The 26107-nt window shown below is 67.0% G+C and carries 23 protein-coding genes and 2 pseudogenes; 8 read left to right on the forward strand and 17 right to left on the reverse strand.

Annotated elements, in window-relative coordinates; genetic code table 11:
• Positions 1–510: pseudogene (locus tag Q8O26_RS19860) on the reverse strand (flagellin hook IN motif-containing protein); the annotation flags it as partial.
• A 246-nt stretch (positions 511–756) separates the two neighbouring features.
• On the opposite strand from Q8O26_RS19860, the gene Q8O26_RS19865 reads away from it, so the two are divergent.
• The 5 genes from Q8O26_RS19865 to Q8O26_RS19885 all read left to right on the forward strand — a co-directional run bounded on the left by Q8O26_RS19865 (position 757) and on the right by Q8O26_RS19885 (position 6271).
• The gene (locus tag Q8O26_RS19865; RefSeq protein WP_305578811.1) at positions 757–1119 is read left to right on the forward strand and encodes a flagellar biosynthesis repressor FlbT; all 363 of its coding nucleotides are present in this window, start codon (positions 757–759) and stop codon (positions 1117–1119) included.
• Positions 1120–1199: 80 nt separating this feature from the next.
• Positions 1200–2006, forward strand: coding sequence for a glucose-1-phosphate cytidylyltransferase (gene rfbF / locus Q8O26_RS19870; RefSeq protein ID WP_305578813.1), 807 nt, complete (start codon positions 1200–1202; stop codon positions 2004–2006).
• A 7-nt stretch (positions 2007–2013) separates the two neighbouring features.
• Positions 2014–4215: a bifunctional SDR family oxidoreductase/aminotransferase class I/II-fold pyridoxal phosphate-dependent enzyme gene (locus Q8O26_RS19875; protein WP_305578814.1), complete on the forward strand. Its 2202-nt coding sequence runs from the start codon at positions 2014–2016 to the stop codon at positions 4213–4215.
• A gap of 17 nt (positions 4216–4232) precedes the next feature.
• Positions 4233–5489 (forward strand): glycosyltransferase family 2 protein, encoded by a 1257-nt coding sequence (locus Q8O26_RS19880; RefSeq protein WP_305578816.1) that lies wholly within the window; start codon positions 4233–4235, stop codon positions 5487–5489.
• A gap of 2 nt (positions 5490–5491) precedes the next feature.
• The gene (locus tag Q8O26_RS19885) at positions 5492–6271 is read left to right on the forward strand and encodes a hypothetical protein (RefSeq protein WP_305578818.1); all 780 of its coding nucleotides are present in this window, start codon (positions 5492–5494) and stop codon (positions 6269–6271) included.
• 52 nt (positions 6272–6323) lie between these two features.
• On the opposite strand, the gene Q8O26_RS19890 is transcribed toward Q8O26_RS19885, so the two are convergent.
• Positions 6324–7211, reverse strand: coding sequence for an OmpA family protein (locus Q8O26_RS19890; protein ID WP_305578820.1), 888 nt, complete (start codon positions 7209–7211; stop codon positions 6324–6326).
• On the opposite strand from Q8O26_RS19890, the gene Q8O26_RS19895 reads away from it, so the two are divergent.
• A complete protein-coding gene (locus tag Q8O26_RS19895; protein ID WP_305578822.1) occupies positions 7161–8630 on the forward strand; it encodes a hypothetical protein in 1470 nt (489 codons plus the stop codon). The genes Q8O26_RS19890 and Q8O26_RS19895 overlap by 51 nt on opposite strands.
• A gap of 446 nt (positions 8631–9076) precedes the next feature.
• On the opposite strand, the gene Q8O26_RS19900 is transcribed toward Q8O26_RS19895, so the two are convergent.
• The 5 genes from Q8O26_RS19900 to Q8O26_RS19920 all read right to left on the reverse strand — a co-directional run bounded on the left by Q8O26_RS19900 (position 9077) and on the right by Q8O26_RS19920 (position 13790).
• Complete coding sequence (locus tag Q8O26_RS19900; RefSeq protein WP_305578824.1) at positions 9077–10066, reverse strand: branched-chain amino acid ABC transporter permease; 990 nt, start codon at positions 10064–10066, stop codon at positions 9077–9079.
• Positions 10066–10953 carry a branched-chain amino acid ABC transporter permease gene (locus Q8O26_RS19905; protein ID WP_305578826.1) on the reverse strand — a complete coding sequence of 296 codons (888 nt, stop codon included), beginning with the start codon at positions 10951–10953 and terminating at the stop codon, positions 10066–10068. The genes Q8O26_RS19900 and Q8O26_RS19905 overlap by 1 nt, the downstream gene beginning before the upstream one ends.
• Positions 10954–11014: 61 nt before the next feature.
• Positions 11015–12241 carry an ABC transporter substrate-binding protein gene (locus Q8O26_RS19910; protein ID WP_371134611.1) on the reverse strand — a complete coding sequence of 409 codons (1227 nt, stop codon included), beginning with the start codon at positions 12239–12241 and terminating at the stop codon, positions 11015–11017.
• Between the two features lie 54 nt (positions 12242–12295).
• Positions 12296–13033, reverse strand: a complete 738-nt coding sequence (locus tag Q8O26_RS19915; RefSeq protein WP_305578828.1) for an ABC transporter ATP-binding protein — start codon at positions 13031–13033, stop codon at positions 12296–12298.
• Positions 13026–13790: an ABC transporter ATP-binding protein gene (locus Q8O26_RS19920; protein ID WP_305578830.1), complete on the reverse strand. Its 765-nt coding sequence runs from the start codon at positions 13788–13790 to the stop codon at positions 13026–13028. Before Q8O26_RS19920 ends, Q8O26_RS19915 begins: the two co-directional genes overlap by 8 nt.
• A gap of 333 nt (positions 13791–14123) precedes the next feature.
• On the opposite strand from Q8O26_RS19920, the gene Q8O26_RS19925 reads away from it, so the two are divergent.
• Positions 14124–15068 carry an SMP-30/gluconolactonase/LRE family protein gene (locus tag Q8O26_RS19925; protein WP_305578832.1) on the forward strand — a complete coding sequence of 315 codons (945 nt, stop codon included), beginning with the start codon at positions 14124–14126 and terminating at the stop codon, positions 15066–15068.
• A gap of 62 nt (positions 15069–15130) precedes the next feature.
• On the opposite strand, the gene Q8O26_RS19930 is transcribed toward Q8O26_RS19925, so the two are convergent.
• From Q8O26_RS19930 to pimC, 7 genes and pseudogenes are all read right to left on the reverse strand, one after another.
• Positions 15131–16081: an ABC transporter permease gene (locus tag Q8O26_RS19930; RefSeq protein WP_305578834.1), complete on the reverse strand. Its 951-nt coding sequence runs from the start codon at positions 16079–16081 to the stop codon at positions 15131–15133.
• Complete coding sequence (locus Q8O26_RS19935) at positions 16047–17006, reverse strand: ABC transporter permease (RefSeq protein WP_305578836.1); 960 nt, start codon at positions 17004–17006, stop codon at positions 16047–16049. The genes Q8O26_RS19930 and Q8O26_RS19935 overlap by 35 nt, the downstream gene beginning before the upstream one ends.
• Positions 17007–17054: 48 nt before the next feature.
• Positions 17055–18842: a peptide ABC transporter substrate-binding protein gene (locus tag Q8O26_RS19940; protein ID WP_305578838.1), complete on the reverse strand. Its 1788-nt coding sequence runs from the start codon at positions 18840–18842 to the stop codon at positions 17055–17057.
• 237 nt (positions 18843–19079) lie between these two features.
• Positions 19080–19403, reverse strand: a pseudogene (locus Q8O26_RS19945) (multidrug ABC transporter ATP-binding protein); the annotation flags it as partial.
• 94 nt (positions 19404–19497) lie between these two features.
• Positions 19498–19770 (reverse strand): hypothetical protein, encoded by a 273-nt coding sequence (locus Q8O26_RS19950; RefSeq protein ID WP_305578839.1) that lies wholly within the window; start codon positions 19768–19770, stop codon positions 19498–19500.
• 134 nt (positions 19771–19904) lie between these two features.
• Positions 19905–21056 carry an acyl-CoA dehydrogenase family protein gene (locus Q8O26_RS19955; protein ID WP_305578841.1) on the reverse strand — a complete coding sequence of 384 codons (1152 nt, stop codon included), beginning with the start codon at positions 21054–21056 and terminating at the stop codon, positions 19905–19907.
• A 226-nt stretch (positions 21057–21282) separates the two neighbouring features.
• Positions 21283–22479 (reverse strand): pimeloyl-CoA dehydrogenase large subunit, encoded by a 1197-nt coding sequence (pimC, locus tag Q8O26_RS19960; RefSeq protein ID WP_305578843.1) that lies wholly within the window; start codon positions 22477–22479, stop codon positions 21283–21285.
• Positions 22480–22718: 239 nt separating this feature from the next.
• On the opposite strand from pimC, the gene Q8O26_RS19965 reads away from it, so the two are divergent.
• Positions 22719–23471, forward strand: coding sequence for an SDR family NAD(P)-dependent oxidoreductase (locus Q8O26_RS19965; protein ID WP_305578845.1), 753 nt, complete (start codon positions 22719–22721; stop codon positions 23469–23471).
• 52 nt (positions 23472–23523) lie between these two features.
• Here the strand turns inward: Q8O26_RS19965 and Q8O26_RS19970 are convergent, their stop codons facing one another.
• The 3 genes from Q8O26_RS19970 to Q8O26_RS19980 all read right to left on the reverse strand — a co-directional run bounded on the left by Q8O26_RS19970 (position 23524) and on the right by Q8O26_RS19980 (position 26025).
• On the reverse strand, positions 23524–24969 hold the full coding sequence (locus Q8O26_RS19970; protein ID WP_305578847.1) for an aldehyde dehydrogenase family protein: 1446 nt from the start codon (positions 24967–24969) through the stop codon (positions 23524–23526).
• A 150-nt stretch (positions 24970–25119) separates the two neighbouring features.
• Positions 25120–25707 (reverse strand): NAD(P)H-dependent oxidoreductase, encoded by a 588-nt coding sequence (locus tag Q8O26_RS19975; RefSeq protein WP_305578849.1) that lies wholly within the window; start codon positions 25705–25707, stop codon positions 25120–25122.
• A 3-nt stretch (positions 25708–25710) separates the two neighbouring features.
• On the reverse strand, positions 25711–26025 hold the full coding sequence (locus Q8O26_RS19980) for a hypothetical protein (RefSeq protein ID WP_305578851.1): 315 nt from the start codon (positions 26023–26025) through the stop codon (positions 25711–25713).
• Positions 26026–26107: the final 82 nt, after the last annotated feature.

Raw genomic sequence — 26107 nt, forward strand, 5'->3', positions numbered from 1 at the left:
GATGCGCAGCTTGCCGTTGTCGTTCGAGGCGCGAACCTTGGACGTCAGCGACGAGTTGCTGTTGACCGAAGCGACGACGTCATCGACCGAGGCGTTGGCCGAGACCGCCACCGTGACGGCGGTGGTGCCGACGGCGCCGCCGGTGAAGACGATGTCGCCCGTGCCGGCGGGCGCGGTGAAGGCGTAGCTCTCGCCCTTCCAGGACTTGTCCTGACGCGCCTGGCGGATCGTCGACTGCAGCGACTCGACCGTCTTGGTGATCGACTTGAGGCCGTTGTCGGCGGCTTCAAGGGTCTTGATACCGTTGGACATACCGTCCAGCAGTGCGCCGAGGTCGTTGGAACGCGCGTTCAGCGACGAGGCGGTGAAGAAGTTCGTGGGGTTGTCGAGGGCCGAATTGACCTTCTTGCCCGAAGCGAGGCGGCCCTGGATGGTCTCACGGCCGGCGGCGATGTTCTGAAGCGCGAGGAGGTTGGAACGAACGCCGCGCGAAATGGTGATGTCAGACATGGTAGAACCCTTTCCTAGGGACCCCTGCTTCTGAGGGGTGGACGATGACGCCTCCGCTTTCTGGGAGGTCCTTCAATTCTCGAAGGCACGGTGACTGTCCCTTACGCCAATTAAAAAAGGCTTTTTTCTTCCGTGAGCTTTGATGAGCCGGAATTAATGGTAAATGTAACGCGAATTCTACTTTGTTTATGATTTGTTAACCTTGACAATTTACTTACAGAAGCCTGGCGAGACTTCAGGTGATTCATGTCCGACTTGTCCGGCCTTCCCGTGGCCCGCGCCCTTCCCGATGCTCCGGCCGCCCGCGAATTGGGCCTGCTGCTGCGGATCGAGGAGGTCGACACGATCGGCAAGAGCATCGCTTTTCTGGTGCAGGAGATCCTGCTCAAGGGCTTCGACGCTATCAGCCATGCCGATCTCGCCGCACGGATCGCGCTGATCCTCGAAGCCATGCCGAGCGCCCGGCCCCTCGTCCTCGGCCTGCAGTTCGCGCTGCTGGAGGAGGATTTCGCCCTGGCCCTCGACCATGCCCGCCTGCTGGTCGAGCGCGAACATCAGCTGATGGCCCTCGCCCTCGCCGCTGCGGACAGCGCCCCCGCCCAGTCCTGAGGGTCGCGGCGAGCCACTGCATTTACCAGTCGTTTACCATGTCGGCCCATCCTCCGGCCGATATGGTTTAGGGGCAGGCGATGCGGGTTGTGATTCTCGCCGGTGGGCGCGGCACGCGGATCTCGGAAGAGACCGACGTGAAGCCGAAACCGATGGTCGATGTCGGCGGCCGCCCCATCCTCTGGCACATCATGCGCCACTACGCGGCGCAGGGTTTCGACGATTTCATCATCGCCGGTGGCTACAAGGCCGACGTCATCAAGCGTTTCTTCTTGGATGAGGTGCGCATGGCGGGCGACCTCACCGTCGACACCCGCCGCGGCCGTGTCACCCGCTCGGGGCCCGCCTTCGACAATTGGCGCGTACGCATCGTCAATACCGGCCTCGATACCAATACGGGCGGCCGCATCCTGCGCCTGAAGCCGCATCTCGACGGCTCGCCCTTCCTGGTGACCTATGGCGACGGCGTCTGCGACGTGCCCATCCAGGGAGTTATCGACCAGCACCGCGCCCAGGGCCATCTCGCCACCATCACTGCCGTCCACCCCCCGGCCCGCTTCGGCGGCCTGCGCTTCGAGGGGGATGATGTCGCCGGCTTCGTCGAGAAGCCGCAGACCGGCGAAGGCTGGATCAATGGCGGCTTCGCCGTCTTCGAACCGGGGGTCTTCGACTACCTGGCGCTTGACGGCGACGAGGGGTCTCTGGAGGTCGCCCTCTACGAGCGTCTCGCCCGCGAAGGAAAGCTCGGCGCCTATCGCCACGAGGGCTTCTGGCAATGCGTCGACACGCTGCGCGAGCTTCGGCTGCTGCAGGGCCTGTGGGACAGCGGCAAGGCCCCCTGGAAGACATGGACCGACGAGCCGGTCCGTGCAGTTGCGGCGGCGTGAGGGCATCATGAAAGTTCTGGTCACCGGTCATGCCGGATATGTCGGGTCGGTCGCCACCACGGTCCTGGCGGAAGCGGGTCACGAGGTCGTCGGGCTGGATACCGGCTTCTTTGCACCCTGCCACACCGAGGGCATGGAACCCCTTGAACCCGGCCTCAGCCTTGCCCGGGACGTGCGGGAGGTCGCGGCCGAAGATCTCGCCGGTTTCGACGCCGTCCTGCATCTCGCCGCCCTGTCCAACGACCCCATGGGCGACCTCGCCCCGGAACTGACCGCCGCCATTAACCGCGACGCGACCATCGCCCTGGCGAAGGCCGCCAAGGCGGCCGGCGTATCGCGCTTCATCTTCGCCTCGTCCTGCTCCATCTACGGCGCCGGCAATCCGGACCTCCTCCTCGACGAGACCGCCCCGGTCAACCCGCTGACGGCCTATGCGGCGAGCAAGGTGGAGAGCGAAAACGGCCTTCTCGCGCTGGCCGACGGCGACTTTGCGCCGACCTTCATGCGCAACGCCACCTGCTACGGCCTGTCGCCGCGGGTCCGCACCGATCTCGTCCTGAACAATCTCGTCTGCTCGGCGCTCTCGACCGGCGAGGTCAAACTGCTGTCCAGCGGCCTGGCCTGGCGCCCGCTCCTCCACGTTCGCGACCTCGCGCGCGCCGCCGCGACCCTTCTTGCCGCCGATCCCGCACGCGTCGGCGGGCAGGCCTACAACATCGGCCAGAACGGCGAGAACCATCTCGTGCGCGACATCGCTGCCATCGTCGCCGAGGCGGTGCCGGGTGCGAAGGTCACCTTCGCCGAGGGCAACACGATCGATCCGCGCTCCTACAGGGTCGACTTCAGCAAGTTCGCCGCCGCCTTCCCCAATTTCCGCTTTCTCCACACCGCTGCTTCCGGTGCCAAGGAACTGGTCGCCGCCATGGCCGGCCGCACGTCGGCCGAAGACCTGACGGGCCAGCGCTATGTCCGCCTCGCCCGGCTGAAGCACCTCATGGACCAGGGCGCCCTCGCGCCAGACCTGACCTGGCGCGGCGAGCGCGAGACCGCGCCGTTGACCGCCAAGCGCGAACGTATCCCGGTCGCCGGCCCCTCGATCACCCAGCGTGAGGTGGATCTGACGGCGGAAGCGGCACGCCATGCCTGGTTCGAGAACCACGCCAAGTACAACCTGCGCTTCGAGGCCATGGTCGCCGAGCAGACCGGGCGCAAGCACGCCATCTCGCTCGCGCACTGCACCTCGGCGATTCATCTCACCCTCGCCGGCCTCGGGATCGGTCCCGGTGACGAGGTGATCGTGCCGGAATGCACCTGGGTCGCCACCGCCTCCCCCGTCGTGCAGGTCGGCGCCACGCCGGTCTTTGCCGACATTGACCCGGTTTCCTGGTGCCTGTCGCCGGCGAGCCTTGCCGCCGCCATCACGCCGCGGACCAAGGCCGCCATCGTCGTCGACCTCTATGGCGGCATGCCCGACTGGGCGCGCCTCGAAGCCATCGCCCGGGATGCCGGCATCATCCTCCTCGAGGATGCGGCGGAGGCCATCGGCTCGCGCTGGCGCGACAGGCCGGCGGGCGGCTTCGGCCGGGCCTCGGTCTTCTCCTTCCACGGGTCCAAGACGGTCACGACCGGCGAGGGCGGGATGCTCGTCACCGACGACGACGCGCTCGCGGAACGCGTCAATATCCTGCGCGACCAGGGTCGCCATCCCACGTCGCGCGCCCTCATCACCGAGGAGGTCGGCTTCAAGTACCGGATGTCGGCCATGCAGGCCGCCATGGGCATCGCCCAGATGGAGCGCCTCGACGAACTCATCGCCATGAAGCGCGACATCTTCCGCTTCTATGCCGAGGAACTGGCCGGCACGCCCGGCCTCACCCTCAATGCCGAACCGGCCCATGTCTTCAACAGCTACTGGATGGTCACCGCGGTGCTCGATCCGAAACTCGGCCTGCTGAAGCAGCAGGTCGCCGCCGAGCTCGGCGCCGAGGGCATCGACACGCGCCCCTTCTTCTATCCGCTCAGCTGGCAGCCGGCCTTCCGCGACCAGCCCTCGGCGGTGGGTGCGGCAACCCGCAACCCCGTCGCCTATGCGATCTCACCGACCGGCATCAACCTGCCGAGCGGCTACAACGTCACGCGCGCCGTGGCGGCTCGGGTGTCGCGCTCGCTGAAATCCATCCTCCAGCGGCACGCCCGCCGCGCCGCCTGATCTCCGGAGCCCGCCCCATGGCCGCCAGCGCCGCTCAAGACCTGTCGCGGGCGGCTCCCGTCCCGGCTGCGAGGCCTCTCGTCACCATCGCGCTTCCCACTTACAACCGCGCCCAGTATCTCGACCGCTTCTTCAGCCATCACATCGAGGCCTTCACCGCCCGCGGCGTCGACTTCGAGATCCTCGTTTCCGACAATTGCTCCACCGACGACACCGCTGAGATCGTGGCGCGATGGGCGGCGACCGATCCGCGCATCCGCTCGGTGCGGCAGAACGAAAACATCGGCGCTGCCGGCAACTTTCTCTATTCCTGGCGCCAAGCCCGCGGAGAATTCGCCATCTGGGTGGGCGACGACGACCTCCTCGTCCCCGACGTTGTCATCGACTATCTCGGCCGCCTCTCCGCAGATCCCGACCTCGTCATGATCCAGGCGCCATGGATGCTCATCGACGAGACGCGCGACAACGCCGAGATGGGCACCTTCTACCGCATCGCCGCGGAACGCCTGTTCCGCCGCGGCGACCATGCCGCCTGCCTCGACTACATGCTCGGCCACCACATCTTCCCAGAATGGTTCATCATCCGCACCGACGTGGCGCAGGACGTGATCGAGCCGGTGACGGGCTTCGTCTTTCACTATTTCGCCCATCTCGCCCGCGCCCTCGCCATCGGCTCGGTCCTCTTCGCGCCGCAGCCCTTTGCCCGCGTCACCGCCATCTCCAAGGGCGGCGTCAACCATTCGGGCAACAGCGAGACCATGGACGGCTGGGACCGCTTCCGCGGCGGCATCGAATTCTTCGCCTCCTTCGTCGAACCGGCCCCACTGGCCGATCCGGAGCAGTCGGCGCCGCTGCTGCGTCGCTTCCAGGACTTCACGCTGAAGCGCATGCAGGTCGCCATCAACCTGCACGTCAACGCCGGCAACTGGAGCCATGCCTACCATCTCGATCGCCGCGTCCGCGCCTATGGCTGGGACGGCGTCCACCCGGACATGCGCACCGTCGTCTCGGGTCTCTGCGCCATCGAGACGCTCGTCGCCGAGGCGCGCGCCCAGGCTCGCCCCCTCGTCGTCCTCGACGACATGATCACCGACGACACGCTGGAGAGCCTGACGCCCGCAATCCGCGCCGCCATCATCCGCCGCCGCGATCCGCGGGCCGCCTCGCCGACGCCGAAGGCCTTCGCCCTGATGAAAGCCCCGCCAGCGGACCTCCTCGGCCCCGACGACCTCGTCCTCGATCTGCACGCCGCCTTCCGGCGCACGCCCGCCTGACGATGACGGCGAGGCTCGCCATCACCGACGACGTCTTCGTGGCCGTGCGGGAGACGCCGTGGGATGCCCGCGCCTTCGGCCGCCCGACACTCGACATCACCGAACTGTCCCTCGCAGTGGAAGCCGGCGCCGATCCGGCGTCGGACGAGGCCCTCTTCCTGCAGTTCCATGCACTCTGCGAGAAGAGCGCAGCCGGCCTCGTCACCATACGGGTCGATGCCGACCGCCGCGCCGCCATCGGCCGCCTGCAGGGCGCCGGATTCCGCTATGTGGAGACCGCCTATCGCCTGAGTTGCCGCAACGTCGCGCGTTATGAACCGCCCGCCCGCGTGACGCGGACCGTCACCCTGCGCGAGGCCCGGCCCGACGACCACACGGCACTTGTCGCGCAGGCTGCGGACAGCTTTCGCTACGGACGTTTCGCCGAGGATCCCTGGATGCCTGCAGACGTCAACCGGCGTCGCCAGATCGACTGGATCGAGGGCCTTCTGGCCGGGCGGGCGCGCGTTCTGGTTGCCGATCTCGACGGCGCTCCGGCAGCCTTCATGGCTCTGCGCGTCAACGCGGGCATCGCCGACCTGATCCTCGCCGGAACGCGGCCACGGGCCGGCATCCTTGCCTATCCGCTCTGGATCGCCGTGATGAAGCAGCTCAGGGAGGAAGGCGTCAGCCGTGCCGAGACGATGATCTCGGCGGCCAATCTGGGCGTCGTCAATCTCTATGGCACGCTGGGCTTCCGCTTCGACCAGGCGCTGGTCGGCCTGCACCTCCACCGGCCCTGAACACGAAACGGGCGCCCGGGGGCGCCCGCTCCGAGTCTTGTCGCAGGCGGCGCTACTGCTGCGGCGCCTGGGTGTTCTGCTGGTTGAGCAGTTCTGTCACCCGCCGCAGCGTCACGCGCCGGTTCTCCCGCGACGGCCCCTGCGTCTGCACCTTGGGGTATTGCTCGCCATAGCCCTGCGTCGTCAGATTCTCCGGCGGGACATTGTAAGACTGCGTCAGCACAGCGGCGATCGACTGGGCGCGACGATCCGACAGCGACAGGTTGTCCGTGTCATTGCCGACGGCGTCCGTATGGCCCTCGATCAGGAACACCTCGTTCGGATTGGCCGTGATGGCTCTGCCGAGAGCGGCGGCGATCGTGTCGAGGCGACCGATCTGATCCGGCTTCACCTCCCACGACCCCGCGTCGAAGTTGATCGTGTTGACGTCGACGCTGCGCGTATAGGCGCGCACCGTCGGGCTGTGACGCACCTCGTCCAGCGTGTAGCGCCGCGGCGGGCGCTGCACCGGAGGAGCGGTCAGGGCTTCGTAGATCATCTCCGGCGGCGCCTCGCCGGCATCGACCATGTAGCGTTCCTGCGACATGGAATATTCCGGCGGCGGCAGCACGATGATCTGCTCCTCGAAGGTCCGCGCCCGCGGCCGGAAGGAATTGTCGATCAGGATGACCTCGCGCCCGTCCGGATAGCGGCGGATGCGGCGCAGCAGCTGGCCGTTGTCGTCAGTCACCGTGATGACGCGCACGCCACCTGGCCGCTCGTAGGACGAGACCATCTCGTTGCCGCGCCGTTCGGTACGGAAATCACCGCCGAGATCGCGGAAGCGTGCCGTCTCGTCATGGCGGATGAAGACCCCTTCGCCGTCGCGTACGATGGTCCGACCGGGCTCGTGGATGACGGTGACGCCGTCCTCCGTGAACTCGCGGCGGCGGGCACGCACCTCGCCGACATCGTCGGCGCGGGCGCCCTGGTTGAGCATGAAGCCGCCGATCAGACCGGCTCCGAGCCCGATGGCCGCAGCGCCGGCGGGACCGATGCGCGAACCCCGGCGGCGTTCCGGTGGACCGCTCGGCGGCAACTGGCCGCCGGCGAGGCCACCGGGACCGGTGGCGCCTGGTACCTGTCCGGGCAGTCCGGGGCCGCGTTGACCGAAACCAGGCTGTCCGGGTGTCGGCGGCAGGCCCGGACCCGGCTGCGCCAGGCCCGGCTGGCCTGGAACAAGAGGCTGACCGGTGCCGGGCTGGCCGACGGGCGGCGTCCCGGGAGCGCGCTGACCGATGCCTGGCTGGCCGATGCCCGGCTGACCGGGGACGAGAGGCTGACCGGTGCCGGGTTGGCCGACAGGCGGCGTACCGGGAGCGCGCTGGCCAATGCCTGGCTGGCCTGTGAGAGGCTGACCGGGGACGACAGGTTGACCCGTGACGGGCTGGCCGACAGGCGGCGTCCCGGGAGCGCGCTGGCCGATGCCCGGCTGACCCGTGACGGGCTGGCCGACGCCAGGAGGCTGCCCCGTGCCGGCCTGACCGGGGACGAGAGGCTGACCGGTGCCGGGTTGGCCGACAGGCGGCGTACCGGGAGCGCGCTGGCCGATGCCCGGCTGGCCCGTGACGGGCTGGCCGACGCCCGGAGGCTGACCCGTGCCGGCCTGACCGACGCCAGACGGCTGACCCGTGCCAGGTTGGCCGACGAGCGGCGCACCGGGAGCGCGCTGGCCGATCCCCGGCTGGCCCACGGGCGGCGTACCCGGAGCCCTCTGGCCGATGCCAGGCTGGCCGGGGACCACAGGCTGACCCGTGCCGGGTTGGCCGACGAGCGGCGCACCAGGAGCGCGCTGGCCGATACCCGGCTGGCCGGTTCCAGGGGGCTGTCCCGTGCCGGTCTGGCCCACCGGCGGCCGACCGGGAATGCCAGGGCTGCGCTCGCCCGCGGCAGGCTGGCCGGGGATCCCGGGATTGCGCTGACCGGACACCGGCGGCTGTACCGTCTGACCCTGCGGATTGCCGCTGAACGGCGGACGCCCATCCGACGGCCGGATCGCACCGGGAGAACCAGCAGGCCGCAAAGGAACGCCGGCGGCCGGCGGCGGTGCGCTTCGCTGGCCCGTTGCTGCGGGCGGCGTTGCGCCGCGGCCCTGTTGAGGCTGGACGAAACCCGGCGGCGGCGTCGCGGGACGGTCGCCAATCGCCGGAGGCGCGCCCCGCACGGCCGGCTGCTGGGTCTGACCCGATCGTGTCGCCGGAGGCGCCCCCACCGGCGGCCGCTGCTGGACGGCGGCGGGACCCGTGACGCGCGGCTGTTGTGGCGGGGTGGCCTGGACGGGGGCACGCGGCTGCTGGGGAGGGCTGGCCTGAACGGGTGAACGCTGCTGGATTGGCGGGGCCTGGCGCTGCGGAGCCAACTGGGCGGGCTGGCGCGGTTGCTGCTGGATCGGCGCCGTGGGCGCCCGCGGCTGCTGCACGGCGGGGCGGCCCTGCGGCGGCTGGCCGGGGCGGCGCTGCCGCGGATCCTGCTCCTGGACCTGCGCCAGAATGATGGCGCCTTCCGCGGGAAGGCCCTGGGCGAAGCCAGGCATCACGGCGAGGACGGGAAGTATCGTCCCCGCCAGCAGGGCGCGTTTGATCGCGTGCATGGTCATCTCCCAGAGTCTCGGGTCGGGACGATCAGGAACCGACCCGACGCAACCACCATGGCACGCGAGAAAGGCGGCGCAATAGCGACCCTGCTGAGGCAGTGCGTGGCATTTGCATTAACGTCGTTCATCGGCAGCGCTCCCCGCGAGGGCATTGCGCGGGGCCGCCAGCCGGTTCAGAGCGGCTTCTTCAGCCACTTGCCGATGACGCCGACAATACCCTCGCGGAACACCAGAACGCAGATGACGAAGATGACGCCCTGGACGACGGTGACCCAGGCGCCGAGACCGGCGAGGAAGTTCTGCATCGAGATGATGACGGCGGCGCCGACGATCGGGCCGAACACCGTGCCCATGCCGCCGACCAGCGTCATCAGCACGACCTCGCCGGACATGCTCCAGTGGACGTCGGTCAGCGAGGCGAGCTGCACGGCGATCGCCTTGGTGGCACCGGCGAGGCCGGCCAGCGAAGCGGAGAGAACGAAGACCGCCAGCTTGTACTGGTTGACGCGGTAGCCGAGCGATACCGCCCTTGCCTCGTTGTCCCGGATCGCCTTCAGCACCTGCCCGAAGGGCGAATGGATGATCCGGTAGATCAGCAGCACGCCGACGAAGAAGATCACGGCGACGAGGTAATAGGTCGTCGTGTCGTTGCCGAGCGGCAGCACGCCGAACAGGGCGTTGCGCGGCACGGCCTGGATGCCGTCCTCACCCCCGGTGAAGCGCGGCGCCTGCAGCGAGAAGAAGTAGACCATCTGCGCCAGCGCCAGGGTGATCATGGCGAAGTAGATGCCCTGCCGGCGGATAGCGAGAGCCCCGAAGGCGAGGCCCAGCACGGCGCCCGAGCCCGTTCCCAGCAGGATCGACACTTCGGGCGTCAGCCCCCAGTGCTTGGCCGTATACGCCGCGACATAGGCGGCGAAGCCGAAATAGGCGGCATGGCCGAAGGACAGGAGGCCGCCATAGCCGAGCATCAGGTTGAAGGCGCAGGCGAACAGCGCGAAGCACAGCACCTTCATCAGGAAGAACGGATAGCCGATCACCGGAATGAAGGGCAGCACGACGAGCAGCGCCGCCATGCCGATGAACAGCGTGCGATGAAGCGCGGAATGATCGGCCTGCTCGGCGTTCTCGGGGGCGGGAGGGGTGATGGTGACTTCGGCCATCAGGCGGTCCTCCCGAAGAGGCCGGCCGGCTTCACGAGCAGCACGATGGCCATGATGATGAAGATGACGGTGGCCGAGGCCTCGGGATAGAAGACCTTGGTCAGCCCCTCGATGATGCCGAGGCCGAAGCCGGTCACGATGGCGCCGAGGATCGAGCCCATGCCGCCGATGACCACCACGGCGAAGACCACGATGATGAGATCGGCACCCATGTTCGGGTTGACCGAGTAGATCGGCGCGGCGAGCACGCCGGCAAAGGCGGCGAGGCCGACACCGAAACCGTAGGTGAGGGTGATCAGCAGCGGTACGTTGATGCCGAAGGCCTGCGTCAGCGTCGGATTCTCTGTCGCGGCGCGCAGATAGGCGCCGAGCCGGGTCTTCTCGATGACGAACCACGTCGCGAGACAGACGGCGAGCGAGGCGACGACGACCCAGGCGCGGTAGTTGGGCAGGAACATGAAGCCGAGATTCTGGCCGCCGCGCAGTTCCGCGGGGATCTGGTAGGGCAGACCCGACGAGCCGAAATAGTTGCGGAACAATCCCTGGATGATGAGGGCGAGGCCGAAGGTCAGCAGCAGGCCGTAGAGATGATCGAGGTGATAGAGCCGTTGCATGAACAATCGCTCGATGATCACGCCGGAGACGCCCGCCACCACGGGGGCGAGCAGGAGCGAGGGCCAGTAACCGATGCCCAGCCAGTTGAGCAGCATCCAGGCGATGAAGGCGCCCATCATGTACTGCGCGCCGTGGGTGAAGTTGATGATGTTGAGAAGGCCGAAGATGACGGCGAGGCCGAGGCTGAGGATCGCGTAGAACGAGCCGTTGATCAGCCCCAGAAGGAGCTGTCCGAAGAGGGCCTGGGGCGGAATGCCTAAGAGCTCGAACATGGACTGCGGATCCCAAGGGAAGGCGGGGCGCCGACGAGCGGCGCCCCGGATGCGGGTTGGATCAGGCGCGAACCAGCGGGCAGGCGTTGGCGCTGAGCGGCCGGAACGCCTCTTCTGCCGGCAGGGTGGCCAGCAGCTTGTAATAGTCCCACGGACCCTTGGACTCGGACGGCTTCTTCACCTCGAACAGATAGGCCGGGTGCAGCTTGCGGCCGTCGGCGCGGACCGTGCCCTTGCCGAACAGCGGATCGTCCGTCTCGTTGCCCTTCATCCAGGTCATGGCCTGTGCGGCGTCCTTCGACCTGGTCGCGGCCACGGCCTTCAGGTAGTGCAGCACTGAGCCGTAGACGCCGGCCTGCACCATGCTCGGCATGTTGCCGGCACGCTGCGGGGCGAAGCGGCGCGACCAGGCGCGGGTGCTGTCGTTGAGATCCCAGTAGAAGGTCTCGGTCAGCACCAGGCCCTGAGCGGTCTGCAGGCCGAGGGCATGCACGTCGTTGACGAAGACGAGCAGGCCGGCGAGCTTCTGGCCGCCCGCCGTGATGCCGAATTCGGCCGCCTGCTTGATCGAGTTGACCGTGTCGCCGCCGGCATTGGCAAGGCCGATCACCTTCGCACGCGAAGCCTGGGCCTGCAGCAGGAACGACGAGAAGTCCGTGCCGGGGAAGGGCGTGCGGACCGCGCCGAGAACCCGGCCACCCTGGCGCTGGACGACCGCCGTGGTGTCACGCTCGAGTGCATGGCCGAAGGCATAGTCGGCGGTCAGGAAGAACCAGGTGTCGCCGCCCGCCTTCACCATCGCGCCGCCCGTGCCCTGCGACAGCATGTAGGTGTCGTAGGTCCAGTGAACCGTGTTGGGCGAGCACTGCGAGCCCGTGAGGTCGGACGTCGCGGCCCCCGAATTAAGGAAGATCTTGTTCTTCTCGCGGGTGATCTGGTTGACCGCGAGCGCCACTGAGGAGGTCGGCACGTCGGCGATCACGTCGACGGCGTCATTGTCGTACCACTGGCGCGCGATATTGGCGCCGACGTCGGGCTTGTTCTGGTGATCGGCAGAAACGATCTGGACGTTGAGGCCCTTGGCGGCGGCGCCGAAATCCTCCGCCGCCATGCGGGCGGCGATGGCGGAACCTTCGCCGGTCAGGTCGGCGTAGAGACCGGAGCGGTCGTTGAGCACGCCGATCTTGATGTTGATGGGCTGCTGCGCCTGCGCCATCGAGCGGGCGGAGAAGGCGGTAGCGGCTGCGCCGGCAAGGACGGAGCGGCGGTTCATGCGGAACATCGTCATGGTCGTATCCTCCAAAAGGGTCCGGTTGGGTCGGTTTTTCTTGTTGTTGCGGGCTCACACACCCAGATGGGCGTGCAGCTTGTCGATGTTTTTGTCGAGCTCAGCGTTGTGGATCATGTCAACGACGCGGCCCTGCTCGACGAGGTAGTGACGGTCGGCGACCGTCTGGGCGAAGCGGAAGTTCTGCTCGACGAGAATGATCGTGAAACCCTCGCGCTTCAACCGGGCGATCGTGCGGCCGATCTGTTCGATGATGACCGGCGCGAGGCCTTCGGTCGGCTCATCGAGCAGCAGGAATTTCGCGCCCGTGCGCAGGATGCGGGCGATGGAAAGCATCTGCTGCTCGCCGCCCGACAGCTTGGTGCCCTGGCTGTGCAGGCGCTCCTTGATGTTGGGAAACAGTTCGAAGATCTGCTCCACCGTCATGCCGCCCGGCTGGACCTGCGGCGGCAGCATCAGATTCTCCTCCACCGAGAGCGAGGAGAAGATGCCACGCTCCTCCGGCACGTAGCCGATCCCCATGCGCGCGATGGCGCGCGAGGACATCTCGACCGTCTCGGTGCCCTGGAAGCGGATCGCGCCCTGGCGCTTGCTCATGATGCCGATGATGGACTTCAGCGTCGTCGTCTTGCCCGCGCCGTTGCGGCCGAGAAGGGTGATCACCTCACCCTCTGCAACCTCGAGATTGACGCCGTGCAGGACGTGCGATTCGCCGTACCAGGCGTGGAGATCGCGCACTTCCAGCATCGGCGCTGCCGTGACCTGGCGGGTCGTGTCCAATGCCTCAGCCATGACCGGCTCCGATATAGGCTTCGATCACGAGCGGATCCTTCGAGACGGTCGCATAGTCGCCCTCGGCGAGAACCTTGCCGCGCGCCAGCACGGTGATGCGGTCGGAGAGCGATGCGACGACAGAGAGGTTGTGCTCCACCATCAGGATGGTGCGGTTGGCCGAAACCCGACGGATCAGCTCGGAGATGCGGTCGACATCCTCGTGCCCCATGCCGGCCATCGGTTCGTCCAGCAGCATCATTTCCGGGTCGAGCGCCAGCGTCGTGGCGATTTCCAGCGCCCGCTTGCGGCCATAGGAGAGTTCCACCGCCTGGTGGCGCGAGAATTCCGCGAGCCCGACGGCTTCCACCAGGCGCGCGGCCTCGCCGTCGAGCGCCTTGAGCACCTGCTCGGAATTCCAGAAGTCGAAACTGTCGCCGCGCTTGCGCTGCAAGGCGATGCGGACGTTCTCGAGAACCGTCAGATGCGGAAAGACCGCAGAGATCTGGAAGGAACGCACCAGGCCGAGGCGGGCGATGTCGGCAGGCTTCGCCCCGGTGATGTCCTGCCCCTTGTAGGTGATGGTCCCGCGGGTCGGGATCAGGAACTTGGTCAGCAGATTGAAACAGGTGGTCTTGCCGGCACCGTTCGGCCCGATGAGCGCATGGATCGTGCCACGCCTGACGGCGAGGTCGACCTCGCTCACGGCGGTGAAGCCCTTGAAGTCCTTCGTCAGACCTCGGGTCTGAAGGATGATGTCGTCGGTCGTTCCCACCATGCACTCTGTTCTTTGTCTGTGCGTTGGCCGGCATTGCTGCATGGCACGCGACGCATAGTCAATCGAAAACCTGACGCCTTCGTCATGTCTAACGGCAGATGTCCGCGCTTCATGGTCCACCCGCGCGCTCTTGTCGCAATCCGTCGGTCGCTCGGGATCGCGGCGGGTGAAGGGAGGTCGCCGCAATGCCCTGTGGAGGGTTGCAGCCCACGGCCCCGTGGTGAAGGGAGCGCCCTCGCAGAACGGGGACCGGTCCGGCGACGGCGCGGGTTGCGCCGCCCCCTCCCCCGCTCGACACTGGCGCCCGGGAGCAACGCCGAAAAGGATACCGCCATGTGGGAACCGAGCCCGATCTATCCCGACCCGTCGATCGAGATCCTCGATCCGCGCTTCCTCAAGTACCGCCTCTTCAATGCGGCGGTCGAACGCCTCGCCACCGGCCTGCGTTGGGGCGAGGGACCGGTCTGGATCGGCGATCAGCGCTGCCTGCTCATCAGCGACATTCCCAACGACCGCATCCTCCGCTGGGACGAGGAAACCGGCGCCGTCACGCCGTTCCGCGCGCCGAGCAACAAGGCTAACGGCAATACCCGCGACCGTCAGGGCCGGCTCGTCACCTGCGAGCACGGAGGCCGCCGCGTCATCCGCACTGAATATGACGGCTCCATCACCGTCATCGCCAGCCATTACGGCGACCGGCGCCTCAACTCGCCCAACGACGTCGTGGTCAAATCGGACGGGTCGATCTGGTTCACCGATCCCGCCTTCGGCCTCCTCAGCCACTACGAGGGCACCGTCGCCGAGCCGGAACTGCCGCAGAACGTCTATCGCGTCGACCCGGTGCACTGCGAGATCACCATCGTGGCGGAGGCGGTCGCCGGTCCCAACGGCCTCTGCTTCTCACCCGACGAGAAGACCTTCTACCTCGTCGAGTCGCGCGCCACCCCGCATCGCCTCATCGCCGCCTACGACGTTGCGGCCGACGGCCGCTCGATCGGCAACCGGCGCGTCTTCGCCGATGCCGGCCCGGGCGGAACCCCTGACGGCATCCGCTGCGACATCGACGGCAATCTCTGGTGCGGCTGGGGCATGGGCGCTCCCGACCTCGACGGTGTCATGGTCTTCGCCCCCGACGGGACGGCCATCGGGCGGATCGCCCTGCCCGAGCGCTGCGCCAATGTCTGTTTCGGCGGCCGCAACCGCAACCGCCTGTTCATGGCCACCGGCCGCGGCCTCTATGCGCTCTATGTCAACACGCAAGGCGCCCCCGGCGGCTGAAACGCAGACCGCCGCGCTTCTTGGCGAAACGCGGCGGCCGGCAGGCCCAGATGGCCTGAGGGTCAGAGAACCCGTCGCGGATCGAACGTGTCGCGCAGGCCGTCGCCGATGAAGTTGATGGCGAGCACCGTGATGAAGATCGCCGCGCCCGGGAACAGCGCCCAATGCGGCGCATAGTCCAGGAAGTCCTTGGCGTCGAACAGCAGCCGGCCCCAGGTCGGGATGTCCGGCGGGAAACCGAGACCGAGGAAGGACAGCGTCGATTCCGCGATGATCGCCGCGGCCACGTCGATGGTCGCGGCCACGATCACCGGCCCCATGGCGTTCGGCAGGATGTGCCGCACCACCTGCCGTGTCTTGGACGCGCCGAGCGCATGCGCGGCCTCGACGAACTCCTTCTCGCGCAGCGACAGGAACTGCGCCCGCACCAGGCGGGCAACGGGCATCCATCTGAGGCCGCCGATGACGACGACGATGAGAATGAAGACGCCCATTTCCACGCCGAAGACACTCTTCAGCGAGTCGCGGAACAGATAGATGATCAGCAGCAGCAGCGGCAGCTGCGGCAGCGACAGGAAGAGGTCCGTCACCCACATCAGCGCCGTGTCGACCCAGCCGCGGGAAATGCCCGCGATCGCGCCGACGATGACGCCGACGATGATGGCGACCAGCATGGCGGCGAGACCCACCGCGAGCGAGATCCGCCCGCCATAGATCATCCGCGCGAGCAGGTCCTGCCCGAGGTCGTCGGTGCCGAAGGGATGGGACCAGGACGGTCCCTGCAGCCGCGCCGTGAAATCGATGTCGTCGATGGCGACCGGCCAGACCCAGGGGCCCACGATCACGGCAACGATGATGGTCAGCAGCGCGACGCTGCTCGCCACCGCCAGCTTGTGGCGGCGGAATTTGCGCCAGGCGTCGACCCACGGCGAGACATGCTCGGCGGTGACGACGGCTCCGATCTGGGCCACCGCCGGATCAGCGGAAGGCGATGCGGGGGTCGAGCCAGCCATAGAGGACATCTGCAATCAGGTTGAAGGTAACGACAAGACAGGCGAAAACGAAGGTCACCGCCATGATGACAGGGGTATCGTTGGCGAGAATGGCGCTGATCAGCAGCGAGCCGATCCCCGGGATACGGAAGATCTGCTCGGTGACGATGGCACCACCGAAGACGGTCGGCATCTGCAGCGCGACGAGCGTGACCACCGGGATCAGTGCGTTGCGAACCACATGCCGGACGACGACGGTCTTCTCGCCGAGACCCTTGGCGCGGGCCGTGGTGACGAAATCGAGACGGATCACGTCGAGAACGGCCGAGCGCACGTAGCGGGTGTAGGAGGCTGCCTGGAAGAGCCCCAGCACCATGACGGGCATGATGGCCTGCCTGATCTGCTCCCAGTACCAGCGCCAGCCCGTCGCCGAGATATCCGAGCGATAGACGAAGGGCAGCCAGTCCAGCCAGATCGAAAAGACCAGGATGAACAAGAGACCGGTGAAGAAGGTCGGCAGCGAGAAGCCGATGAAGGCGAAGGTGTTGGCGATCTGGTCGAAGACCGAATAGGGCCGCGTCGCCGCATAGATGCCCACCGGCAGCGCGATCGCCAGCGCCAGGATCTGCGACGAGCCGATGACGAAGATCGTCGCCGGCAGGCGTTGCAGGATCAGCGTGTCGACATCGACGCGGCTGGCGAAGGAAAAGCCCCAGTCGCCCTGCATCATCGCCGCCAGCCAGCGGAAATAACGCAGGTAGACCGGGTCATCGATGCCGAACTTCTCCCGAAGCGCGAGACGCACCTCGGGAGGAATGTTCGGGTTGGTGGCCATCTCCTCGAAGGGATCGCCGGGAGCCAGCGCCAGCACCGTGAAGAGAACGACGCTGATGCCGAGCAGGCTCGGAAGGGCGATCAACAATCGCCGGACGAGATAGGTACCCATGAAAGCTGTGCCTGGTTCCTCTTGAGCGGGACCTGACGCCGGATGGCGTCAGGGCCGGAACCAAGCGTTGAGCATCCACAGATCCAGGTCCCAGCCGCTGGGCTGAACCACCAGATTGTTGCTGGAGGCCGCCATGCGGGTTCGTGCGAGCACGGGAACGATGATGTGGGCACCACAGAAGATGTCGTTCATCCGGATGAACAGCGCCGTGCGACGGGCCGGGTCGAGGGAGTTCTGAGCCTCCCGGAAGGCCGCGTCCGCCTCCGCGCTGGAATAGCGCGAGATGTTCCGGCCCTGCCACTTGTCTTCCTTGTCGGCGATCTCCCACGAGACCAGCTGCAGCATGAACCGCTCGGGGTCCGGCTGAAGCATGGTCGTCGTGTACATCTGCATGTCGCAGTAGAACTTGGAGTAGGTGTCCGGATTGGCGACATCCGACGAGAAGAAGACCGACGCGGTGACCGACTTCAGCTCGATGTCGATACCGGCGCGCTGGGCCGCCTGCTTGATGATCGCCTGAGTCTTCTGGCGCGGCGCGTTGATCGACGTCTGGAAGACGTATTTCAGCCTAATGCCGCCCTTGGCGCGGATGCCGTCGGCGCCGCGGACCCAGCCAGCATCGTCGAGAAGCTTGTTCGCCTTGTCGATGCTGAACTCGTACTTCATGTTCGGCGAGACGTAGCGCGGCGGGGCATTGACGAAATTCGCCGTCGCCCGGCCACCGCGGCCATAGATGAATTTCTCCACCGAATCGCGGTCGATGAGCAGGTTGATCGCGGCACGGACGGCCGGATCGGTCAGCGAGGGATGCTTGGTCTTCACGCTCGAGCGCTCGCCGTCGACCTCGGTCCACGGATCGGTCGTGTTGAGCATGATGAACTCGATGTTGCCGCTCGAGACCGGGATGGCCTTGCCGCGACCACCGCGTTCCATGCGCAGGAGGATCTCGTCCTCCACCTGCATGTTCCAGGCATAGTCGAACTCGCCGGTCTGGATGACGGCGCGGGCCGCCGAGACGGCGTCGCCGCCACCCTTCACCTCGATCGTGTCGAAATGGGGCTGGTTGGCGATGTGGTAATCGGCATTGCGCTCGCCGCGCAGGATGTCACCCGGCTTGAAGTCGATGAACTTGTAGGCGCTGGTGCCGACCGGCTTCAGGTTCGCCGGCGCGTCGCGGGAGGCGGCGCCCTTGAACGGTTCGAAGACGTGCTTCGGCAGGATCATGCCGGCGGCGCCGACGAAGGCGTCCGCCCAGAACGGCGTCGGCTTGGCGAAGGTGATCTTGATCGTCAGGTCGTTGACCTTCTCGATCTTGATGTCCTTGTAGGTGCCGATCGTCGTGGCGGCGGTCGCCGCGTCGGCGGCATATTCGGCAGTGAAGAGGCAGTCGTCGGCAGTGAAGGGCTTCCCGTCATGCCACTTGACGTTCGGCTTCAGCTTCCAGGTCACCGAGAGGCCGTCAGCGGAGACGCTGCCGTTCTCGCGGCTCGGGATCTCGGCGGCGAGGAAGGGAACGAGGTTGCCGTCAGTGTCCCAGCCGGCGAGCGGCTCGTAGAAGACGCGGGAACCTTCCTGGTCCTTGGTGCCGATGGCGAAATGCGGATTGAGAAGCGTCGGCGCCTGCCAGAGCAGGATCTTCAGCGGACCGCCGCCGCCGGCCTTGGTCGGCTTGTAGGCGGTCAGCGACTGGGCCTGTGCCACGCCGTGGAAGTCGAGGATATGCCAGGCGGTCGGCGCGGCCACGCCGAAGGCGGCGAGGCGCTGCATGAAGCCGCGGCGGGAGAGCTTGCCCTCCTTGACGTCGGCGACCATGCCGTGGATTTCGGTCTCGTTCATCGCAATCACTCCTCGCTTAGGTGCTGGGCGAGCCACTCTGGTCGGGCCGGATTATGGTTCCGACGCGCGAAGCGGGGATCGGAGCGTTTTCAGTTGCGGAAGTCAACGCGAATTCACGCGATGTCCACGGCGCTGCCGCAATCTGACCTTGATCCAGGCACGGTGCCCCTTGCGGGCGCAGCACTTTGCCGCAGCAGCGTGCAGCCGCAGGGCGCCGTGGCCCCGGGGAGCCTGGCCCTACTCGGCCGCCTGCCGCGGCTCGAGTAGGAAGCCACCCGACTGCCGCGCCCAGAGCTGCGCATAGAGACCGCCGCGCGCCAGCAGCCCGTCATGGGTGCCCTCCTCGACGATGCGGCCCTGATCCAGCACCACGAGCCTGTCCATGATCTTCAGCGTCGACAGCCGGTGGGCGATGGCGATGACCGTCTTGCCGGTCATCAGCGCGCCGAGGCTGTCCTGGATCGCCGCCTCCACTTCACTGTCGAGAGCGGCCGTCGCCTCGTCGAGGATCAGGATCGGCGCATCCTTCAGGATGACGCGGGCGATGGCGATGCGCTGGCGGATGCTGACAGATCATGGCAACGGGCGTTCCCATGCAGAAACCCCGGCCTTTCGACCGGGGCTCTGCTGGAGCTGCGAGGTTGATGGGGACCAATCACTCGCAGACGCGGACGGTCTGGCGGCGCATGCCGTAGGGGGTTTCGACCCAGCGGCGGGTCATGAAGCAGTCGCCGCCGTAGCCGTAGCCGGAGGCATGGGCACGGGACGATGCGATGGCGCCGCCGACGATCAGGCCGGTGGCGAGGGCGCCGACGCCCCAGGCGAGGTGGCGGCGATGGAACGGGCCGGCTTCGGCCTGGGAGGCGACGCCGACCGACATGGTGGCGACGGCGAGGGCGGCGATGGCGAGGGTCTTGAAGCGGTTCATGGCGAAGGTCCTTTGGGGTCAGGTGGGGCTCGTTTGCCCCGGTCCTCCATGAGTTGCGCGACCTGAGAAAAAGGTTCGGGCCCGCCGCGATTTTTTTCGCGACGGGCCCGCAGGAAATTTGACCGTGGATGGCCTCAGGCCGCCGAGACGAGCTGCCCATAGCACGCCACCTCGGCCAGGTGATGGTCGGCATCGCCGAACAGCGTGTCGATCATCGTCAGCCGCTTGAAATAGTGTCCGGCCTTGTACTCCATCGTCATGCCGATGCCGCCATGCAGCTGGATGCCCTGCTGGCCGATGAACTTCGCCGAACGGCCGATCTGCACCTTGGCGGCGGAGGCGAGGGCCCGCCGCTCGGTCGCATCCTCGGTGGCGGCGGTCATGGCGGCAAACATCGCCATGGAGCGGGCCTGTTCCAGCGCCACGAACATCTCCGCCGCGCGGTGCTGCAGCGCCTGGAAGCCGCCGATCGGGACGCCGAACTGCTTGCGCTGCTTGAGATAGTCGACGGTCAGGTCGGTGAGCTCGCTCATCGCGCCCACGGCCTCGGCACAGAGCGCGGCGATCGCCTCGTCAGCCACCGCCTCCAGTACCGGCAGCCCGCCCTCCGGATCGCCGAGGACGCCATCCGCATCGACGCGGACTCCCGACAGGGTGATCTCGGCGGCATGGGTGCCGTCCTGCGTCGGCGAGGAACGCCGCGAGAGGCCAGGCGCATCCGCCGGGACCATGAACAGGCCGATGCCGCCGCGGTCGCGGCGGCTGCCTGCGGTGCGCGCCGAGACGATGATCCGGTCGGCGGAGCCACCATGGACGACGACCGCCTTCTCCCCGTCCAGCACAAAGGACGCGCCGTCCTTTTTCGCTGTGGTGGTGACGTCGAACAGGTCGTAGCGCGAGTGCCGCTCGGTGGTGGCGAGCGCGAAGGTCCGCGTGCCCTCGGCGATGGCGGCGATATATTCGGCCTTCTGCGCGGCGGTACCGGCCCGCTTCACCACGCCGCCGCCGAGGATGACGGTGGCGAGATAGGGTTCCAGCACGAGATGTTTGCCGAAGCTCTCGGCCAGCAGCATGGTCTCCACCGCGCCGCCGCCGAAACCGCCGTCCTCCTCGGCGAAGGGCAGGCCGAGGAGGCCGAGCTCGGCGAACTTGGCCCAGACCTCCGGGCTCCAGCCACCCGGCAGGGCCGCGATCTTCTTGCGGCTCTCGAAGTCGTAGGTGTCGGACAGGAAGCCCTCCACCGAATCCTTCAGGAGCTGCTGTTCTTCGGAGAGATCAAAATCCATGAGAAGAGCCTATCGGTGGGTCATCGATGCGGTGGTTGGCGGCTCTTCGGACGTGCGTCCTTCGAGGCTCGCTTTGCTCGCACCTCAGGATGAGGAGGGAGGTGACTGGCCCCGGCGGGGCGCCGGAGCCTTCGCGGTGGTCCTTCGTGCAGGGCGCTGTCCCACCTCATCCTGAGGTGCGAGCAAAGCGAGCCTCGAAGGACGCACTTGGGTCATGCAGCGCGGCTCAAAGCCCCAGCACGGCCTTGGCGATGATGTTCTTCTGGATCTCGTTGGAACCGCCATAGATCGAGACCTTGCGGACGTTGAAATAGGTCGGCGCGATGGTCTGGGCCCATTCCGGCCCGATCGGCGGCTCGTTCGATCCCGGCTCCTCCGGCGTGAAGGGCGCCGAATGGGGGCCGATCACCTCCATCAGCAGTTCGGTCGTCGCCTGCTGCAACTCCGAGCCCTTGATCTTCAGCACGGAGGAGGCCGGGTCGGGCTTGCCCTTCTCGCGCTTCTTCTCCCCGGCGATGACGCGCAACTGGGTGATCTCCAGCGCCTTCAGCTCAATCTCCACCTCGGCGATCTTCTCGCGGAAGCGCTGGTCCTCGATCAGCGGCCGCCCGCCGCGCTGCTCAATGGCCGCCATTTCCTTGATCTTGCGGATGCGCTGCTTGGAGATGCCGACCCGGGCGATGCCGGTGCGCTCGTTGCCGAGCAGGAACTTAGCGTAGTCCCAGCCCTTGTTTTCCTGACCGACGAGGTTCTCCAGCGGCACCTTCACGTCGTCGAAAAAGACCTCGTTGACCTCATGGCCGCCGTCGATGGTCTGGATCGGCTTCACCGTGATGCCAGGTGTCTTCATGTCGACCAGGATGAAGGAGATGCCCTCCTGCTTCTTCACCGAGGCGTCGGTACGGGCGAGGACGAAGATCCAGTCGGCATATTGGCCAAGGGTCGTCCAGGTCTTCTGGCCGTTGATCACCCAGTGATCGCCGACCTTCTCCGCCTTGGTCTTGAGTCCCGCGAGATCGGAACCGGCACCGGGTTCGGAGAAGCCCTGGCACCACCAGTCGTCGAGACTGGCGATGCGCGGCAGGAAGCGCTTCTTCTGCGCCTCGGAGCCGAAAGTGTAGATGACCGGGCCGACCATCGAGGTGCCGAAGGCGAGCGGCGGCGGCGAGGGCGCCATCATCATCTCCTCGAGAAAGATGTACTGCTTGACCGCGTCCCAGCCCGTGCCGCCATAGGGAACGGGCCAATGAGCGACGCCCCAGCCCTTGTCGTTCAACGTCTTCTGCCAGAAGACGATATCGTCGCGGGTAGGATGGTGGCCGGCGGCGAGCTTCTCGCGCAGCGCCTTCGGCAGCTTGGCGTCGATGAAGGCACGCACCTCCTTGCGGAAGGCGATCTCCTCGTCGGTGAACCTCAGTTCCATGCGGACCTCCCTGGACGGGCCGCGCCGGCGAGGCGCGGGCGTCTGTCTTCCTCGCCCGAAAACATACCCGAGCGAATGTTTCTTGTCCGCATTGAAGCCCCGCAGGACCGGGAAGGCAACAGGAACCTGTGCCGCAGCCCTCCATCAAAGGAGGGGCGCCGCATGGCTGCCGCCACGCTGCCGCCGAGCGGGGGCGCAGGCGCCGTGGCACAGTCCGGCCACAACAGGGAGACACGGCAATGGCCTTCGACTTCAAGGGGAAACGCGTGGTGGTCTGCGGCGGCAGTCGTGGCATCGGCCGGTCCATCGCGCTCAGCTTTGCGGCGGCGGGTGCCGCCGTCTCCATCTGCGCACGCGGCGAGGACGGCCTTAAGGCCACCGCCGCGGAGATGGCGGCGCATGGCGCCATCACCCATTTCGCGTCCTGTGACCTCGCCGACGGCGCCGCCATCGCGGCCTATATTCCCGCCGCGGCCAAGGCGCTCGGCGGCATCGACGTGCTCGTCAACAACGCCTCCGGTTTCGGCATCGGCGATACCGAGGACGGCTGGGCCAAAGGCCTCAACGTCGACGTCATGGCCACCGTCCGCGCCAGCCATGCGGCGATGACCTTCCTCGAGGGCGCGAAAGGCGCCTCGATCATCAACATCGCCTCGATCTCGGGCTATCGCCCCTCGATCCGCACGGCCGCCTATGCGGCGGTCAAGGCGGCGGTGATCCAGTATACGACGAGCCAGGCGGCGGCCCTCGCGCCGAAGGGCATCCGCGTCAACTGCGTCGCCCCCGGCTCGATCGAGTTTCCAGGTGGCACCTGGGAGGCGCGCCGCACCTCCGACCCGGCGCTCTACAACAAGGTCCTCGGCGCCATCCCCTTCAACCGGCTCGGCACGCCGGAGGAGATCGCCAACGTCGTCATGTTCCTCGCCTCGCCCTATGCCAGCTGGATGACGGCGCAGACGCTGGTGGTGGACGGCGGCCAGTTGTTGGGGTGAAAACGAAAAAGGCGGGCACCGAGCCCGCCTTTCGTCATCCCTGGATCCGGCCTCACGCCAGCGTGTAGGCGGTCTTCACCGTCGTGTAGAATTCGCGCGCATAGGCGCCCTGCTCGCGCGGGCCATAGCTCGAGCCCTTCCGGCCGCCGAAGGGCACGTGATAGTCGACACCCGCCGTCGGCAGGTTCACCATCACCATTCCGGCCTCGGAATTGCGCTTGAAGTGGGTGGAATGCTTCAGCGATGTCGTGCAGATGCCCGACGACAGACCGAACTCGGTATCGTTGGCCACCGCCAGTGCTTCCTCGTAGTTCTTCACGCGAAGCACGGCGGCGACGGGGCCGAAGATCTCCTCGCGGGCGATGCGCATCGAGTTGTTCACCCCGGTAAACAGCGCCGGCTGCAGGTAGAAGCCAGGAGTCTCGCGGTTCAGCCGCTCGCCGCCCCAATGGAGCTTCGCGCCTTCCTCGCGGCCGATCGCGATGTACTTCTCGTCCTGGCCGAGCTGGCTCTCGTCGACCACCGGGCCGATATGGGTGCCGGCCTTCATCGCATCGTCCACCACGAGGCCCTTCAGCCGCTCGGTCATCGCATCGACGAAGCGGTCATGGATTCCCTCGGTGACGATGAGGCGCGAGGAGGCGGTGCAACGCTGGCCGGTCGAGAAGAAGGCGCCGTTGGCGGCACATTCCACCGCCACCGCCAGATCGGCATCGTCGAGCACGACGAGCGGGTTCTTGCCACCCATCTCGAGCTGCACCTTCTTCATCGGTGTGGCGGCGACGCAGGCAGCGGCAACGCGCCGTCCCGTGGCGACAGAACCGGTGAAGGAGATGGCGGCGACATCGGGATGTTCCAGCATCGCCTGGCCGACCACCGAGCCGCGGCCCATGACGATGTTGAGGACGCCCTTCGGCAGGCCGGCACGGTTGAGGATGTCGACGAGCGCCCAGGCCGAACCGGGAACCAGATCGGCCGGCTTGATGACGACGGTATTGCCATAGGCGAGGGCCGGGGCGAGCTTCCAGGCGGGAATGGCGATGGGGAAATTCCACGGCGTGATCAGGCCGATGACACCGACCGCCTCGCGGGTGATCTCGATACCGACACCGGGGCGGATGGAATTGACCAGTTCACCATTGAGGCGCAGCGCCTCGGCGGCGAAGAACGAGAGGACCTGCCCGGCGCGCGTCACCTCGCCGATGCCCTCCGGCAGGGTCTTGCCCTCCTCACGGGAAAGCAGCGCGCCGAGCTCTTCCTTGCGCGCCATCACCTCGTTCGAGGCCTTCATCAGCACGTCGTAGCGCAGCTGCGGGTTGGAGCGGCTCCAGGCCGGGAAGGCTTCCTTGGCGGCGGCGACGGCCGACTTCAGGTCCTCGACGGTACCTTGAGCATATTCGCCGACGACCTCGTTGGTGTTGGACGGGTTGAGGTTCGGCGCGGCCTTGGCCGGGGAAACGAACTCGCCGGCAATGAAATTGCGGAACACGGTGGTCATGGGCCTTGCCTCCTCGCACGAACGTCGAAGGACCGGTTCGGACGAGAGGTCCGTCCGGTCCGCATCGGGGGCGGCACAAAACCATACTTGGCGCACGGCGACCAGACCGCAGGCCATGCATGACGAGCGGCACGGCCTCGCGGCGAGCGCTCAGCGGGCGGAAGCGCCGGCGGCGCGCATTTTCGCCATGAGCGCCGCGACCTTCTCGGCCGTAAGTCCGTCGACACCACCGATGATCGTCTCGCCGACCGGCTTCACCCCGATGAAGGCGAGAATGTTCCGCTTCAGCGCCCGCAGGCTATGGGCGAAGAAGAACCAGCGGTAGGCAAGGGCCGGCATGCCCATGGTCACGACGATATGGGCCGTTCGACCGGCCATCAGCTTTTCCGGAAAACCCTTGTCCCGGTAGCGAAAGGCGAAGCCCGGCCTGCCGACCTGTTCGAAGAAAGCCTTCAGCATGGCGGGCATGGAGCCGAGCCACAGCGGGTAGAGGATGACCCAGTGCTCGGCCCAGGCCAGCGTCTCCTGCGCGCTGGCGATGTCGCCCGTGCTGGTCCCGGTCTCGAAATCGACCTTGGTCCTGAGATAGGGAATCTCCAGGACCGCGACGTCGAGGGTGCGGACGGCATGACCGGCCTCCTCGGCACCCTTCGCATAAGCCGCGGCCAGTTGTCGGCACAGCCTTTCCGGTGCGGGGTCGGGATGCCCGATGACGACGGCGATTCGGCGCGGCGTCATGGCTCAACCCTTCCCGTCGGGAGCCACCACCGCCGCCGCGTTGCGCGCGACCTCCTGCAGATGCATGGCCTCGTCGGCGTAGACGCCCATGGTCTCGACGGCGAAGCGCAGCTCCACCTCGATGAATTCCAGCGGCGAGCCGACCTGCGACCAGGCGCGGATGCGCTCGGCATGGGCCTGGAGGCGTTCGGCGGCGAAATCGCGCAGTTCGGCACCGACTGCAGAAGCGACAGCCGGCGCGGTGGTGACGAAGGTCACGGCATCCGCGGCATCGTACGGCTTGTCGCGACGGGTATGGGCGGGAGTCCTGGCAAGCATGGCTTCCTCCGTCGTGGGTGAGAAACCATCCATGCACCGGGCTGCCGCCGTGGTCGCTGCGCTGGATCAAGCGGTTCCCTCG

Origin of the sequence: Phreatobacter sp. (assembly GCF_030691135.1) — a bacterium.
Classification (GTDB): Bacteria; Pseudomonadota; Alphaproteobacteria; order Rhizobiales; family Phreatobacteraceae; genus Phreatobacter.

Excerpts from the sequence above, each read along its gene's own strand:
- Q8O26_RS19865 (WP_305578811.1), top strand. The coding sequence starts at position 757 with ATGTCCGACTTGTCCGGCCTTCCCGTGGCCCGCGCCCTTCCCGATGCT.
- rfbF (WP_305578813.1), top strand. The coding sequence starts at position 1,200 with ATGCGGGTTGTGATTCTCGCCGGTGGGCGCGGCACGCGGATCTCGGAA.
- Q8O26_RS19875 (WP_305578814.1), top strand. The coding sequence starts at position 2,014 with ATGAAAGTTCTGGTCACCGGTCATGCCGGATATGTCGGGTCGGTCGCC.
- Q8O26_RS19880 (WP_305578816.1), top strand. The coding sequence starts at position 4,233 with ATGGCCGCCAGCGCCGCTCAAGACCTGTCGCGGGCGGCTCCCGTCCCG.
- Q8O26_RS19885 (WP_305578818.1), top strand. The coding sequence starts at position 5,492 with ATGACGGCGAGGCTCGCCATCACCGACGACGTCTTCGTGGCCGTGCGG.
- Q8O26_RS19900 (WP_305578824.1), bottom strand. The coding sequence starts at position 10,066 with ATGGCCGAAGTCACCATCACCCCTCCCGCCCCCGAGAACGCCGAGCAG.
- Q8O26_RS19905 (WP_305578826.1), bottom strand. The coding sequence starts at position 10,953 with ATGTTCGAGCTCTTAGGCATTCCGCCCCAGGCCCTCTTCGGACAGCTC.
- Q8O26_RS19910 (WP_371134611.1), bottom strand. The coding sequence starts at position 12,241 with ATGACGATGTTCCGCATGAACCGCCGCTCCGTCCTTGCCGGCGCAGCC.
- Q8O26_RS19915 (WP_305578828.1), bottom strand. The coding sequence starts at position 13,033 with ATGGCTGAGGCATTGGACACGACCCGCCAGGTCACGGCAGCGCCGATG.
- Q8O26_RS19920 (WP_305578830.1), bottom strand. The coding sequence starts at position 13,790 with ATGGTGGGAACGACCGACGACATCATCCTTCAGACCCGAGGTCTGACG.
- Q8O26_RS19925 (WP_305578832.1), top strand. The coding sequence starts at position 14,124 with ATGTGGGAACCGAGCCCGATCTATCCCGACCCGTCGATCGAGATCCTC.
- Q8O26_RS19930 (WP_305578834.1), bottom strand. The coding sequence starts at position 16,081 with ATGGCTGGCTCGACCCCCGCATCGCCTTCCGCTGATCCGGCGGTGGCC.
- Q8O26_RS19935 (WP_305578836.1), bottom strand. The coding sequence starts at position 17,006 with ATGGGTACCTATCTCGTCCGGCGATTGTTGATCGCCCTTCCGAGCCTG.
- Q8O26_RS19940 (WP_305578838.1), bottom strand. The coding sequence starts at position 18,842 with ATGAACGAGACCGAAATCCACGGCATGGTCGCCGACGTCAAGGAGGGC.
- Q8O26_RS19950 (WP_305578839.1), bottom strand. The coding sequence starts at position 19,770 with ATGAACCGCTTCAAGACCCTCGCCATCGCCGCCCTCGCCGTCGCCACC.
- Q8O26_RS19955 (WP_305578841.1), bottom strand. The coding sequence starts at position 21,056 with ATGGATTTTGATCTCTCCGAAGAACAGCAGCTCCTGAAGGATTCGGTG.
- pimC (WP_305578843.1), bottom strand. The coding sequence starts at position 22,479 with ATGGAACTGAGGTTCACCGACGAGGAGATCGCCTTCCGCAAGGAGGTG.
- Q8O26_RS19965 (WP_305578845.1), top strand. The coding sequence starts at position 22,719 with ATGGCCTTCGACTTCAAGGGGAAACGCGTGGTGGTCTGCGGCGGCAGT.
- Q8O26_RS19970 (WP_305578847.1), bottom strand. The coding sequence starts at position 24,969 with ATGACCACCGTGTTCCGCAATTTCATTGCCGGCGAGTTCGTTTCCCCG.
- Q8O26_RS19975 (WP_305578849.1), bottom strand. The coding sequence starts at position 25,707 with ATGACGCCGCGCCGAATCGCCGTCGTCATCGGGCATCCCGACCCCGCA.
- Q8O26_RS19980 (WP_305578851.1), bottom strand. The coding sequence starts at position 26,025 with ATGCTTGCCAGGACTCCCGCCCATACCCGTCGCGACAAGCCGTACGAT.